This window comes from Rhodococcus sp. 06-462-5 (genome assembly GCF_002258315.1).
In the GTDB taxonomy this organism is placed as follows: Bacteria; Actinomycetota; Actinomycetes; order Mycobacteriales; family Mycobacteriaceae; genus Rhodococcoides.
In genome coordinates this window covers 1-16,225 of record NZ_NOYD01000053.1, presented here as the reverse complement: position 1 = coordinate 16,225, position 16,225 = coordinate 1, and the positions used below count along the sequence as shown (strand labels likewise).

5 protein-coding genes are annotated in these 16,225 nt (G+C 66.1%); all 5 read left to right on the top strand.

What is annotated here, in order from left to right; genetic code table 11:
- The first annotated feature begins 46 nt into the window (after positions 1–46).
- A complete protein-coding gene (locus tag CH251_RS24205; protein ID WP_094615460.1) occupies positions 47–991 on the top strand; it encodes a methionyl-tRNA formyltransferase in 945 nt (314 codons plus the stop codon).
- Positions 988–2,721, top strand: a complete 1,734-nt coding sequence (locus tag CH251_RS24200) for an ABC transporter ATP-binding protein (protein WP_256979283.1) — start codon at positions 988–990, stop codon at positions 2,719–2,721. Before CH251_RS24205 ends, CH251_RS24200 begins: the two co-directional genes overlap by 4 nt.
- Positions 2,718–4,505, top strand: a complete 1,788-nt coding sequence (locus CH251_RS24195; protein ID WP_094615459.1) for an ABC transporter ATP-binding protein — start codon at positions 2,718–2,720, stop codon at positions 4,503–4,505. Before CH251_RS24200 ends, CH251_RS24195 begins: the two co-directional genes overlap by 4 nt.
- A gap of 54 nt (positions 4,506–4,559) precedes the next feature.
- Entirely contained in the window at positions 4,560–14,141 is a 9,582-nt protein-coding gene (locus CH251_RS24190; RefSeq protein ID WP_094615458.1) for a non-ribosomal peptide synthetase, read from the top strand.
- Positions 14,134–16,225 (top strand): AMP-binding protein (locus CH251_RS24185; RefSeq protein ID WP_143544990.1); only part of this gene is annotated, 2,092 nt, incomplete at its 3' end. The genes CH251_RS24190 and CH251_RS24185, both read left to right, overlap by 8 nt.

The window sequence follows — 16,225 nt, the reverse complement described above, 5'->3', positions numbered from 1 at the left end:
TCCCGTGACCGACGTTCGAAGTAACCGTTCCGAGGAAAGGCGCGTCATGCGAGTGGTGATGTTCGGCTATCAGACCTGGGGCCACAAGACGCTCCAGGCGCTGATCGAGTCGCGGCACGACGTGGTGGGTGTGGTGACTCATCCCACCAGTGATCAAGCCTACGAAAGCATTTGGGCCGACTCGGTCGAGGACCTGGCACGAGGTCACGACGTACCCGTACATCTGGCCCGACGGCCCGACCGCGCGCTGATCGACCGGATTCACCGATGGGCCCCCGACATCATCGTGGCCAACAACTGGCGCACGTGGCTTCCGCCGGAAATCTTCGATCACCCGCCCCACGGAACGCTCAATCTGCACGACTCGCTCCTTCCGAAATTCACCGGGTTCTCACCCATCGCATGGGCCCTGATCAGCGGCGCATCCGAAGTGGGGTTGACCGCCCACCGCATGGACGGCGAACTCGACACCGGCGATGTCCTCACCCAGGCCGCAGTACCGATCGGCCCCCGCGCCACCGCGACAGAGTTGGTGCTGGCCACGATCGATCTCATTCCCGAGGTTCTCCTCGAGTCACTCGACAGCATCGAAGCGGGCACAGCCGCATGGCGCCCACAAGACCTGTCGGAGCGCACGTTCTTCCACAAGAGGCACGAGACCGACAGTCTGATCGATTGGTCCTGGGACGCAACCGACATCGACCGGTTGATTCGAGCGATGTCCGACCCGTATCCGAACGCATACACGTACTACCGGGGAGAGCGGGTCTTCATCGTGCAAGCCCATGTGTCGCAAGGGGTTTACGGCGGAACACCGGGACGGGTGTTCATCCGCGAGGACAAGGGAATGGCCATCGTCGCGGGCCCGAATGCCCACCGCGGCGCAAATCGGGCACTCGTCATAGACCGCGTCCGAACCGACGACGGCACCGATCACGCTGCGCTGGAGTATTTTCCGAGCGGTGGCGGCTACCTCACCACCACCCCGTGACCGCACCTACGACACAGGCGAACCCAGCGGCACAGTTGACCGCGCGCCGCATCGTTCGTCGCACACTGACCCGCAACAGAGGACGACTCACCTTCGGAACTCTCCTGCTGTGCGCACACCAGATCGCCGAAACGGCAGTGCCGTTGGCCCTCGGTGTGATCATCGATCGCGGAATCGCCGACGGCGGGCCGGTGGAACTGGTCTGGTCCATCGCTGCCCTGGCCGTGCTCTTCATCGCGCTCACGACGGCGTTCCAGGTCGGTATGCGTCAGCTGAACCTGGCCCTCCAGCGCGAAGCGCACCTCGTGCGCATGGAGGTGTCCGGTCGCGTTCTGTCCACCTGCGGGGTGCGCACTCCGTTGTCCGACGGCGAGATGCTCACCGTGTCGAGCAGCGACGCCGAACAAGCAGCGTGGTTCCTCGATCTCTTTCCGCGTATGGCAGCAGCGGCAACTGCGGTTGTCGCGACAGCGGTCGCCTTGTTCGTCATCGACGTCCCACTCGGACTCGCGGTACTGCTGGGCACTCCGCTGTTCATGGCACTGCTCCGACTCGCGACTCCTCTGATCACCGCACGCACGGTGGTGCAGCAGTCTCGCGTCGCCAAGGCAACCGCGATGGCCGGTGACCTGGTCGTCGGCCTGAGGTCTCTGCAGGGCATAGGAGCCCAACATGCCGCATCTGCTCGTTACCGCGCGGCGAGCACGACAGCACTGAACGCAGCTCTGGCCACCGTCCGGTCACTCGCCGTGCAACGGGGTGTCACGACGACGGTGAGCGCGCTGATCGCTGCCTGCGTCGCATCGTTGGCCGGATGGTTCGCACTCGACGGGCGGATCTCCATCGGGGAGCTGATCGCGGTGGTCGGTCTGGCCCAGTTCCTGATCGAGCCGCTCACTCTGCTGACCTCCGCGCCCGCAGTGGTTGCGCGTGCGCGCGGTTCCGCGGAACGGGTGTCGACCGTCCTCGCGGCCCCTTCCCTGCTGTCCGACGGACCCGAATCGATACCGGTGCCCACAGGTTTGTCGGTGCGGAACGTGACCTTTCGATCCCTTGCCGGCATCGACATCGACGCTCGTCCAGGGGAATTCGTCGCGGTGATCGCGCTCGATCCCTCGGATGGAGACGCCCTGGCCACAGTCCTCGGCGGCCAAGTCCCGGCCGACGAGTACTCGGGGGACGTGATGTTCGCCGGTGTGTCCATGCGCGAGGTCTCGCGCGAGTCGTTCCGAACGAGAGTCCTGGCCGAGCCGCACACCACCGATCTCTTCGCCGGCTCGCTGATCGAGAACATCGTGGGATTCGAAGCCGACACGGATCGAGGGCACCTCGACGCGGTCCTGTCGGCTTCGGCTGCCGACCAGGTTGCCACCGTGCACCGTGACGGACTCGAGCACCGCGTGAACGACCGGGGACAGAATCTGTCCGGTGGGCAGCGCCAGCGCCTGGCACTCGCCCGAGCACTGTATGCGCGTCCGCCCGTGCTCGTGCTGCACGAGCCGACCACTGCAGTCGACGCCGTGACCGAACAGGCCATCGCCGATGGCATTCGCGGAGTGCGACATTCGGCAGATCGTGACGACGTCACGGTCGTCGTCACGTCGTCCCCTGCGCTGCTGGCAACGGCAGACGTCGTCTTCGTCCTGCGCGACGGGCACGTGATCGACACCGGGACACACGCCGATCTGACTGCAACCAACGCCGAGTACGCAGAGGCGGTTCTACGATGAACGCGAACGTGCAGGATCGACACCGCTTGCCGATCGCGGAGGCGCGTCGATCACGGCGGTGGCTCGGCGCACGAATTCGTGAGCATCCCGGCGCTCTCCTCGGCGCCCTCGCGACCGGGATCGTATCGTCGCTGGCCGCTCTGGTGCCGTTCTTCGTTCTCGGTCGACTGGTGGACGAAGTGACCGACGGCGGTACGGCTCGGTCCATCCTCCCGATCGTGGCGGTCCTCGCAGTGGCTGCAGTACTGGCAGGAACGTTTTCCGGCGCGACGAGCTACGCCGTCTCCCGCCTCGGCGAGATCATCGTTGCGGGACTTCGTGAATCGGCATTGGAACGTGTTCTGAACCTTCCCCCCGTCACGGTCGAATCAACCGGACGCGGCGACCTCCTGTCTCGAATCGGAGACGACGTTGCGCGGATCACCCGTGCTGCCGGAGACGTCGTCCCGTCGATGATCTCGGCTGCTCTGCTCGTCGCGGTATCGGTGGTGGCCATGTTCGGTCTCGACTACCGCCTCGGTCTCGCCGGAATGCTCGCACTGCCGCTGTATCTGCTTGCACTTCGCTGGTACCTACCGCGGAGCGGCCCTCTGTACGCCGCCGAGAGGGCGGCGATGGGCGACCGATCGGAAGCACTCACCAGCAGCATTCACGGACTGCGCACGGTGCGGGCATACGGAACCGAGAACATGCGGCTCGCCGAGATCGAATCGGCATCGAACCAGGCACGCACACTGGCCATTTCGGTCTTCCGATTGTTCACCCGCTTCGTCGGCCGAGAGAACCGAGCCGAGTTCTTCGGCCTGTCGATCCTGCTCGTCGTCGGATATTTCCTGTTCTCACGTGACGAAGTGACGATCGGTGCCGTCACCACCGCGGTGCTGCTCTTTCACCGATTGTTCAACCCCCTCGGCACCATCTTGTTCCTGTTCGACGAAATCCAATCCGCGGGTGCAAGTCTGAATCGACTCGTCGGAGTCGTCGACATCGCTCTCCCCGACCGCCCACAGGTTGCCGTTCCGTCCGAGTACACGCTCACCCTCGACGGGGTTCGGTATTCGTACGTCTCCGGCGACGAAATTCTGCACGGCATCCGTCTCACGGTGCCCGCCGGGACCTCGCTGGCGCTGGTCGGTTCCACCGGTGCCGGCAAGACCACCGCTGCACTCGTCGCGGCGGGATCGATCGAGCCCGACTCCGGAACGGTGACCATCGGCGGGGTGCCGCTGCACGATCTCGGAACAGCGGAACTGCGCCGCTACGTGTCGATCCTGAGCCAGGACGTCCACGTCACCGCCGGTCCGTTGATCGACGACCTGCGCCTGGCGCTCGGTGACGTCCACGACGACGAGAGGATCTGGAACGCACTCGACGTGGTCGGTGCGGCGTCGTGGGTGCGCGAACTGCCGAACGGCATCGACACCGTCGTGGGCGAGGACGGGTATTCGCTCACCGCTCACCGTAAACAACAGTTGGCCCTCGCCCGACTCGTGTTGGTCGACACCCCGGTCGCCGTCCTCGACGAGGCCACAGCAGAAGCAGGCAGTTCAGGAGCGCGCGCACTCGAACGAGCCGCGCTCGCCGCAACGCGCGGGCGAACGACACTCGTCGTTGCCCACCGGCTCACTCAAGCAGCCGCAGCCGATGCCATTGCCGTCCTCGACGCGGGGCGGGTGGTGGAACACGGCACCCATGAAGACCTGGTGAACGCAGGTGGGCCCTACGCGCAACTCTGGCGCGCATGGAAGGGCTCGGACGCGGTCGGGGCACAGAACTCGGGCTGACCGACACCCGAGATCAACAGCCCACCGGATCTACAACGTCGAGGAGCACACCGAATGCACAGCGCCCGTGGAGAATCGCTGGACCTGACGCCGTCGCAGCTGGACGTGTGGACGGCCCAGCAGCTGCGCCCGGACAGCGCGGAGTTCAACATCGGTTGGGTCGTGGACCTGACTGCGATGTCCGACGCCGATGCGGCGCGATTGGTGCACAGCATCGACACCGTGCTCCGCGCGGCCGACAACCTGCACGTGAAGTTCGTCGACGACGGATCACAGGTTCGTCAGGTCCCGACACCGCCGTCGGTGAATGTGCACCGCGTCGAATGCGATTCGGCCGCCGCCGAGGACGCGATCCGCTCGGACCTCGACACGGTGAGATCGCTCGACGGCCCACTGTTCACGCACACGGTGTTCGATCTGGGCGACGGCCGCCTGCGGTGGTATCAGGGCTACCACCACATCGTCGTCGACGCGTATGCGGTGCGCGCACTCACGCGCGCGGTCGCGGACGTGTGGAACGGCGGTCGGCCCCCGACGTGGTCGTCGAGGATGCTCCTGGACGAGGAACTGCAGTACCGCGGTAGCGACCGCGCGCGCATCGATTCCAACGAGATCGCACGTCGAGCCGATCGGGTCGAGAACGCTGTGGCCCTGGCGGACAAGGCAGATTCGACGGAAACAGATTGTTCCACAATCGATTTCGCAACGTCGGGCATCGACCTGCCCGCCGACGCGCGCACGCTGACCGCGGCAGTCCTGGCGTACGTGTACCGAGTGTCGGGCCGGCGAACCGTCACGGTGTCGACGGCTCTGCACACACGGACCGACTCCGTCCGGCGCGAGCAACTGGGAATGCTCTCCCGGACCCATCCGCTGCGCGTCACGATCGAGCCGTCCGACCGTCTGTCCGACGTCGACGCTGCGCTGATCCCCGAACTCGACGCACTACGCGCTCATGGTCGAGCAGCAGGCTCGCCCACGCACTGCGCGAGTGTCAACATGATGGTCTGGAAGAGTCCGATCTCGTTCGGAGATCAGCAGATTCGGATGCGAGGAGTCTGCCTGGGTCCGGTGGTCGACGTCGATTTCGCCGTCGAGAGCGAACCGGGTCTCGGCACCGTGATCGACGTGCGGGGTCCGGGGTCCTCGGCGCGAGTGCACCGCGATCGGCTCCGGTCGTTCATGCGCGCCCTTCGTTCCGACACTCCGGTGTCGGCGCCGAACATTTTGTCCGACAGCGAATACGACACCCTCGTGCACTCGTTCAACGACACGGCGGAGCCGACGCAGGAGCGGACGGTGCCCGCAGTGTTTCGCGAATCTGCACGTCTGCACTCCAAGTCGGTTGCGGTGGTGGACGGTGCCCGCCGTATCACCTACGCCGAACTGCAGCGGCGGGTCGACGAGTTGGCCACCGAATTGTCGGCCCGTGGACTGACCTCGGAACAGGCGGTCGGCATCGGCATCGCCCGCTCCGCCGAGACCGTCGTCGCGGCCCTCGCAGTGATGGCAGCGGGCGGAGCCTTCGTACCGGTGGATCCGTCGTGGCCCCTGGCCAGGCGCGAGGAGGTGGCCGCGCAGGCCCGAATCAGCCTCCTGTGCATACGGTTCGACAGCGATGGGCTCGACTCCGTCGCATCGGTGCCCGTCGATCTGGAGAACTGGGCGCACGCGCACCACGCGAACACGATGCCGGAGGTGAACATCCACGGATCGTCGTTGGCGTACGTCATGTTCACGTCGGGATCGACGGGTAAGCCCAAGGGGGCGATGATCCGTCACGACGCGATCTGCGCTCGGATGGACTGGCAGATGGATCGACTGCTGAACTTTCGGGGCGACGACGCTGCCCTGTTCAAAGCACCACTGTCCTTCGATATCTCGGTCAACGAGTTCCTGCTTCCGCTCTTCAGCGGTGGACAGGTGGTCATCGCAGGACCCGGTGACGAACGCGATCCGGACAGATTGCTCGACCTGATCGCGAACGAGAGCGTGACGTTCGTCTACCTCGTGTCGTCGATGCTCGACGTCCTGCTCGACATCGACGCCTCCGTCGCTGGGAACCGCGCGGGGCGGCTGACAGGACTGCGGCACGTGTGGTGCGGCGGTGAGGTGCTCACGCCCTCGCTGTTCGCGCGCTTCAGAGAGCAACTGGACACCACCCTGTACCACGGGTACGGGCCCGCAGAGGCGACGATCGGCGTCTCGCACGTCGTGTATTCCGACACCGCCGACCGTATCGCGACCTCCATCGGTTCCCCGAACCCGAACACGCAGCTGTACGTACTGGGCGAGGACCTCCGACCGCTGCCGATCGGGACCGACGGCGAATTGTACGCAGCGGGTTACCTTCTGGGCCGCGGCTACGTTCACGCCCCCGCGTCGACCGCAGCCCGCTTCATCGCGAACCCGTTCTGCGACAACGGCAGCCGTCTCTACCACACCGGCGACAGGGCACGCTGGACGCCTGAGGGCACCCTCGAGTTCGCGGGCCGCGTCGACAACCAGGTCAAGATCCGCGGGATGAGACTCGAACTGGAGGACGTCGAGTCGGTTCTCGCCGGCCATCCGGACGTGCGCCACTGTGCGGTCACGGTGCGCACCACGCCCGCTGGTTCGGCCTACCTTGCTGCATACGTGGTCCCCGTCGCCGGAGCCGAGACGAACGCGCAGCGAATTCGATCCTGGGCCGCGGACAATCTGCCCGAATACATGGTGCCGAGTGGGGTTCTGCTGCTGGAATCGTTCCCTCTGACTGCGAACGGAAAGCTCGATCGCCGCGCGCTCGAGGAACCGGAACTCGTCGGGAGCGAAGACTACCGCGCCCCGACCACCCCACGTGAAGCGACGGTGTGCAGTGCGTTCGCCGATGTGTTGGGCCTGGATCGGATAGGCGCGGACGACGACTTCTTCTCCCACGGCGGCGACTCGCTCCTCGCGGTGCGTCTCGGCCAGTCGCTGGCGCGACGCACCGGTCAGAGCGTCCCGATCAGCGCCGTCTTCGATCACCGGACCCCGGCAGCGCTGGCGCGCCGGCTCGTCGACGCGACACCGGCGTCCGTGCCGCTCATGCCGAGAGACGGTGTGTCCGAACCGGTTCTGTCCGACGCACAACGCAGAATGCTGGCCCTGCATCAGTGGTCACCGCACAGCGCGTCGTACACGGTTCCTGTCGAGTGGCAGTTCGACGGCCCGATCGACAGCACGGCACTCGACGCAGCTCTGCTCGACGTGGTGAATCGACACGCGATACTCAGAACCGTCTACCCCGACCACGAACGGCCGGTCGTTCTCGACACGGTCGATTCCGTCCTCGAGGTGACCGATGTGTCCCCGGCCCCCGAGTCGATCGTGTTCGACGTGACCGAGGAGCCACCCGTCCGGGCCTGGTGGAACCGAACGAACAACCGCCTCACCGTCGCGTTCCACCACGTCGCCACCGACGACCGATCCGAATCCGTCTTCCGCTCCGACCTCGCAGCCGCCTACAACGCGAGAGCGAACGGCGTCGAGCCCGAGTTACCAGCTCTCGCAGTGCAATACGACGACTTCGCCTCCTGGTCGCACGAGCTTCTCGGGACGTCCGATGACCCCACCTCCACGGCGTCGCGCATGCTCGCTCACTGGAAGCGGACCCTCGCCGAGCCCCCGGTGTCGCCGCTGGCAGGAACCGGAGCGGTGGGTGACGCCGGCGAGACGCTTCACTTCGCACTCTCGTCCGCAGACGCGGATGCTCTCCGCCGTGCTGCAGCCGACGCAGGGGTGAGCCTGTTCATGATGTGCCACGCGGCCACCGCACTTGCGGTGTCCGCCATGACCGGTGCCACGGACATCCTGGTGGCTGCTCCCGTGTCGTTACGCACCGATTCCGCGCTCGACGCCTCGATCGGATGTTTCCTCAACACTCTGATATTGCGAACCCGGATAGTCGGAGACGAGACTCTCGATCGATTCCTGCACGGCGTCCGATCCGCGGATCTCTCCGCCTTCGATCACCAGGCACTCGCGTACGAGGACGTCGTCTCGCAGTGCGGACTCTCGGACACAACGGTTCCGTCGGTCATGACGGTCCTGCTCTCCGACACCGGCGAGGACACCCGCCTGCAGCTGGGAACACAGGCCGGTCGCCGCGAGGCACCGAGCACCGCGACTGCCAAGTTCCCGATCACGTTCACCGTCGACGATCGGGGATCGTCGATGATGTACTCGGTCGAATATGCAACCGACGTACTGGACGCAGACCTCGCAGAACAATACGCGCGCAGCTTCTCCCATGCTCTCCGCACACTTGCGGACGATCTGTCGGTCCCGGTGTCGAGGCGCACCCTCACCGACCCCTCCGTCACCGGTCTCGTGGCCGACACCTGGGCACACGGTGAACATGCCCCACTACCTGAATGCGTTCTGCCGGAACTTGTTTCCGACACCATCCGCCGGCACCCGCATCGCGTTGCGGTGATGCACCGAGGTCGCACCGTCGATTTCGCCCAACTCGACCGCGACGCCGATGCACTCGCAGGCGCACTCCTCGACGCAGGTGTCGGACCGGACGACGTGGTCGGGGTTCATGTGCCGCGCTCGTACGAGCTGGTGCTGTCACTGGTGGCCGTGCACCGCGCCGGTGCTGCCTATCTTCCCCTCGACTCGGGGTTGCCCGAGGAGCGTCTGAGATACATTGCCGCGGACGCCGATCCACGCGTCGTTCTCAGCACCCAACCATCGCTTCCGTTCACCGACGTCCCCGTCCTCGACCCGTCGAACGTATCCGTCACCGGCACCCGTCCGGTACGTACACTGCCGCGACCGGACAACACGGCCTACGTGATCTACACCTCCGGCTCCACCGGAAAACCGAAGGGCACCGCGGTGTCTCATCGTGCGGCGGTGAACAGACTGGAATGGATGCGCGATCGATACGACGTCGGAATCGACGATCGCATCCTGCAGAAGACGCCTGCCGGGTTCGACGTCTCGGTGTGGGAGTTCTTCCTGCCCTTGATCGTCGGCGCGACCCTGGTCGTCGCCGATCCCGACGGTCACACCGATCCCGAGTATCTTCATCGCCTCATCGACGATGCCGGGGTCACCATCGCCCACTTCGTTCCGTCGATGCTCTCCGAGTATCTCGTCGGTACTGCACTCGACAACGGGTCCCACCCCACGCTTCGTCTGCTCGTTTGCAGCGGAGAAGCATTGCCGCGCAACACTGCCCGACGGGCACTGTACACACTTCCGCACATCAGGTTGGACAACCTTTACGGCCCCACCGAAGCGGCTGTCGACGTCACCGCACACCGGGTTCGCCGCGAGGACGAGAGCGCGTCGGTGCCGATCGGAACGCCGGTGAGAAATACCGGCACGTACGTCCTCGATCATGCACTGCGACCGGTTCCGCCCGGCGCGCCCGGCGATCTCTACCTCGGTGGCGTTCAGCTGGCGCGTGGTTACACCGGTGCGCCTGCACTGACCGCCGGGCGGTTCGTCGCCGACCCGACGGCCGGAGACGGACGCAGGCTGTACCGCACAGGCGACCGCGCCCTCTGGTCGGCCACAGGTGAATTGGTGTACCTCGGACGTGACGACGACCAGGTCAAGTTGAACGGTATGCGGGTCGAACTCGGCGAGATCGTGGACGCGTTGGTGACCGTGCCCGGTGTCGACAATGCTGCGGTGCTCGTTCGGGGCGGCTCGCTGATCGCGTACGTCGTCGTCGGGCCGAGCGCCGATCTCTCCGACGCCGACGTCGTTCGATCGTTGGCTACCACGCTTCCGCGACACATGATTCCAGCCACGTACGTGCGACTCGGTTCGCTTCCGACCACGTCGAACGGAAAGCTCGACCGGCGTGCGTTACCCGACCCGGCTCGGGTCGAGGTCGCCGACGAGCCTGCACGAACCGAGACCGAAAGGGCGGTGGCGGCGGCGTTCGCCGACGCACTGGGCATCCGCGGCGGCGGCCGCACCACCGACTTCCTGGCCGCGGGCGGTAACTCGATGGGTGCCATCGCCGTACTCGGCCGAATCCGCCGCGAGCTGGGAGTTCGGATTCCTCTGGGCGGGTTCATGTCCGAGCCGACCGTGCACGCCGTGGCCCGATTGTGTGAGTCCTCGTCGCCGTGCGAGACCCGGATGATCGACAACGGTGCCCGTCGTGATCGATCGATGCTCACGCCGGGCCAGTTCCGGATGTGGATGGACTGGAACGTCCGTGGAGCCGGAGCGACCTACAACGTTCCACTCGTGTGGCGCAGATCCGCACCGGTCGACACCGGGGCACTCGCCGCAGCGCTGCGCGACGTGGTCGAGCGGCACGAGATTCTCAGGACGGTGTATCCGAGTCCGGCCGGGGAGCCCACGGCGAGGATCCTCCCGGTACCCGACACCATCATGGTCTCCACCGAGGAGAGCGTCACCGACGTCGTGAGGACGGCGTTCGACCTCGGTAGCGACATCCCGATCCGCGCATTCGCCACCCCCGAGCACTTCGTGATCGTGCTGCACCACATCGCATTCGACGAGTGGTCACGCGATGTGCTGCTCGACGACCTGACGTTCGCGTACGCGGAGCGCTCGGCGGGACACCGTCCCCGATGGCACGCCGACGCCACCCAGTACGCAGATGTCGACGAACCCGTAGACGTCCATTCCGGAATCGACTCGTGGATGCGGATACTGCGCGGGGCACCCGAATCGACCGAACTACCCCGCGATCGGTCCGGACGAGCCCGCCGAACTGACACCCGAACGGCCGGCAGCGTGCAGCGGTACCTGCCTCGGAGCGCAGCTGCGGGCCTGAAGTCCGTTGCGGTACGGACCGGTACGACGATGCCGATGCTCACCTCGGCCGTGGTTGCAGTGACTCTCGCCGGCAGTGGGGCAGGCGACGACGTCTGCATCGGTCTGCCGGTATCCACCCGCGCCGGCGCTCCTGACACCATCGGTTACTTCCTCAACACCGTCATCCTCCGCGTCGACCTGTCCGGATCGCCGAGCCTTCGCACCGTCGTCGACCGTGTGCGCGGCGCGACGCTGAACGCATACGACCTCGCTCATGTGCCGTTCGAGCGAGTGGTCGCCGCATCCGGCTCCGAGTCACTGTTCGACGTGATGGTGGTGCACCAGGTGCCACCGCGGAGGTCTTCCGAACTGACACTGGGAGATTCGGTGCTGGAACCGGAAGCCGTGTCGACTCGCACCGCCAAATTCGACGTGCTCGTGGAGTTCGTCGAGAGCGTCGATGGCCTCGGCGTGACGATCGACTACGCCACGGACGTGTTCGACGACGACACTGCCCTCGCTCTGCTGGAACGGCTGGTGGACAACGCCACCGCTCTGGCAACCGATCCAGCGATCTCGATCGCAGAGTTGGGCGGTCCGTCGACCGCCGAAGCAGACGCCGTCGCGCGATGGAACGATACGGCGTTCCCGACCGACGACGCCACCCTGATCGACCTGCTCGACAACGGTGCAACACACCGTCCGGACGCGGTAGCAGTTCGCTTCGCCGGGAACGACCTGACCTTCCGTGAACTGACCGATCGCAGCGAGGCTCTCGCTCGTCGACTGACCGAGATCGGAGCGCGGCCCGGGTCGGTGATCGCCGTCGCCGTTCCCCGCTCGCTCGAACTGATGGTCTCGATCATGGCTGTGATCCGTTCCGGGGCAGCGTATCTTCCTCTGGACACGAGCTACCCCGAAGACCGGCTTCGCTTCACCGTCGAGGATGCTCGGCCTATCGCGATCGTGGGCCGACCCGGCGACGTCGGGTTCGCCGGTGGCACAACACCGGTGGTGGACCCGCTCGACGCCTCGACCGCGGTGCCGTCGACGACACCGGTTCGCCCGGCACCCGACGATGCCGCCTACGTCATCTACACCTCGGGGTCGACCGGGCGCCCGAAAGGCGTTGTCAACACACATCGGGCCATCGTCGGTCACCTTCGATGGATGCAGGACGAGTACCGGCTCGGCCACGACGACGTGGTTCTGCAGAAGACTCCCGCGGGCTTCGACGTGTCGGTGTGGGAATTCTTCCTCGCCGCCACTGTCGGTGCAACGACCGTGGTGGCCGAGCCCGATGGGCATCGTGACCCGCAGTACATCGGCCGGGTGGTGCGAGAAGAATCGGTGACCACGATTCACTTCGTCCCGCCCATGCTCGACGCGTTTCTCGCGGCCACCGATGCGTCCGCGTGCACCTCGCTTCGTCGGATCATCTGCAGCGGAGAAGCATTGCTCCCGGATCTGGCACGTCGGGCTCGGGAAGCTCTCCCCGGCGCACGCCTGGAGAATCTGTACGGCCCTACCGAGGCCGCGATCGACGTGACCGCCTACACCGTCGCCGACGTGGACCCCCGATCCTCGGTCCCGCTCGGAAAGCCCGTGCACAACACGGCTATTCGCATTCTGGACTCTCACCTTCGGCCGGTTCCTCTCGGTGTGGCGGGAGATCTGTACATCGCGGGGATACAACTCGCGCAGGGGTATCACCGGCGCCCGTCCCTCACCGCATCGCGATTCGTAGCCGATCCACACGGGTCACCGGGTGATCGTCTCTACCGCACGGGTGACATCGCCCGGTGGCGGCGCAGCGGCGACATCGAATTTCTGGGACGAGCCGACGACCAGATCAAGATTCGCGGCCAGCGGGTGGAGCTCGGTGAGGTTGCCGCCGCCATCACCGACGAATACCCCGACATCGAGACCGCCGTCGCCGTGGTGCGCGACGGTTCGATCGTCGCGTACGTGGTAGCTCGCGTATCCGGTTCTCTGCCCGTCGACATCGACGATCGGCTTCGCCGGCGTCTGCCCGAGCACATGGTTCCGGCTGCGATCGTCCAGCTCGATGCACTGCCGGTCACCGTCAACGGCAAGCTCGATCGCCGCGCGCTTCCGAAGCCGGCACTCGACGCTCGTGCGCGTCGCGCACCCGATACCGATGCCGAACGCGCACTGTTGAACATCGCCGAGAACGATCTGGGGCTGTCCATCGGCCTCGACGACGATTTCTTCCGATCGGGCGGCGACAGCATCAGCGCGGTTCTGCTCGCCGCGAAGGCCACTCGAGCGGGGCTGACGTTCACCGTCCGCGAGGTGTTCGAGCTCCGCACGTTGGCCCACATCGCCCGGCGGTGCGGCGATTCCGAGCAGCACCGCTCCCCCGCACGCACGACGGCGTCGGCCCCGGGCACCCCGGTGCCACTGCCCATCGGCGTACGCGCTGCGAAGAACGCCGGGATCGTCGAACACCTGCACACCGTCAGCACACCCGTCGCTCGCCCGTTGTCCGCCGACGACCTCGTCGAGATCGAACGGTCGCTACGGGAACGCAACGAAGGGCTGCGGTTGGCGATCGACACACGTCGAAAGACGTTGTGGCGCGCCCGTATCGTGCCGCCGGACGGACCATCGGCCGAACCTCTCGACACGTTCTCGGGACGGGGATACCGCATCGAGGCAGTGACCTCGTCCGACGGCCCGCAGGTCGAGGTGACGGTCCACGCACTGATCGGCGACGACACCACAGCGCAGGACCTCGCCGCAGCCGTGGCTGCCGTAGCCGCAGGCCGGTCGCCCGAGGACATCCGCTCGCACCACCGCCCGACCTCCGACGAAGGAGTTCAACTCCGTGCATGACACCACCTACGCAGCTCGTTCGGTCGGCACGACACTGTCCGCGGCGCAAACGGACATGTGGATAGCGCACCAGGCCGACCCGAACAGCGCCGCATTCAACATCGGCTTCGAGATCTCCTTTCCCTCGGATCTCGACGTCGAACGACTGCTCACGTCCATCGACTCGGTCCTCGACCGTTACCGAGGCGGACGGTCCCGCTTCACGACCGACGACGACGGCAGGCCCGTCCGCATCTCGTCGGACGCTCGAATCGTCACCACGCTGGTCGACGGACGTGGACAGGATGCAGTAGCGACGACGGCCGTCCTCGCCGCGAAGGATCTGAGCACCCCACTGGATCTCGAATTCGATCAGCTGATGAGCTCGGTACTGGTGTCGAGCGAGAACGATCACGTGTGGTATTTCCGTGCACACCACATCGTTCTCGACGCTGCGGGTGCGGTGATGCTCGCGACCGCCGTCACCGACACGTACGTCAACGGCGACTCGGACTGCAGCCCGTGGCTCGCCGACAGTGCTGTGGCCGAGGATGTTTCGTACCGGGAGTCCGAGCAGTTCCTGCACGACCGCGAGTTCTGGCGGACGCGACTCGCAGCGGCGGCACCTCCGATCACGTTGCTGCCGATGCCGGCAGCCCCCACCGGGTCGGTGTACGAGCGACGAGCGGACCTGCCCGCCGACGTGGTCGGCGCGCTGGGCGACCTCGCCGAATCCGCCTGTGTACGGCCGTCTCACGTCTATCTCGCCGTCTACGCGGCGTTCGTCCACCGCTGGTCGGGAGAACGAGACGTGACCCTGACGGTGCCGACCTCCGCACGGACCACGGACGTGTTGCGTTCCGAGCCGTGCACCGTCTCGACGACTCATCCGTTGACGGTGCGTGTCGAGCCGCTCGACAGCGTCGGCGACGTCGCACGAAAGATCAGGAGTTCGCTCGCCGAATCGCACCCCCACCGCCGGTACCGCGGCGAAGACATGATCCGCGATCGCGCACAGGTTCAGCCGAACGCAATCGGACGCTCGTTCGGTCCTGGCGCGAACATCATTGTCGGGGAGGTGGATTCGCACGGGGTCGGCTGGTCGGGACAGGCGCTCAGCGTGGGGCCGTTCAACGATCTCGAGTTCGTCCTGACCTGCATCGGGCCGTCCGCGCCCGTCACGGTTCAGATGCGAGGGGACCGCGCGTGTGCCTCCGATATCGACACTCGATTCGACGCATTGGCCGTTCTACTGGCCGCGACGGCCGCCGCACCCGATCGGCCGATCGGCGAACTGGCCTTGGTCGACGAGCCGACCCGATCACGGATCGTCCACGCGTTCAACGACACCGAGTCCGTGATGGACCGCACCCCGGTACCCGACATGTTCGCCGAGCGCGCGCGTGATCGTCCCGGCAGCATCGCCATCGTCGACGGTACGCGCCACATCACCTACGAGCGTGCCGCCACGATGGTCGAGCAGCTGGCGTCCACACTCGTCGCGAACGGCCTCCGCGCCGAGGACGTCGTGGCCCTGAGTATGCCGCGCTCGGCGGAGATGGTGATCTCGCTCTTGGCCGTCCTGCGAGCCGGCGGCGCTTTCGTACCGTTGGACCCGTCGTGGCCACGGGACCGCCGAGAACGCGTACTCACCGATTCCGGCACGCGAGTCGTTCTCTCGCATCCTGATTCGGCGTGCCTGGACGATCCGTCCGTCGTACCGAACGAGACGGTCGTGAACCTGGACGACTGGCAGTTCGCTCACCCCGCGGTCCGCTGCGAGTTCGACGCGATCTCGGCCGATCGGCTGGCCTACGTCATCTTCACGTCGGGATCCACCGGCCGACCCAAGGGTGCCATGATTCGACACGGCGCGATCTCCGAACGCCTGAACTGGCAGCGGACGGACATCCTCGGCTTCGGCGCGGACGACGCGGCACTGTTCAAGGCACCGTTGGCATTCGACATCTCGATCAACGAGATCCTGCTGCCACTGGTGTGCGGGGGCCGCGTCGTCGTCGCGAAAGACGGCGGCGAGCGGGACCCGTTCTACCTCCTCGACACCATCGCCCGCGAACGCGTGACGTTCGTCTACCTGGTGTCGT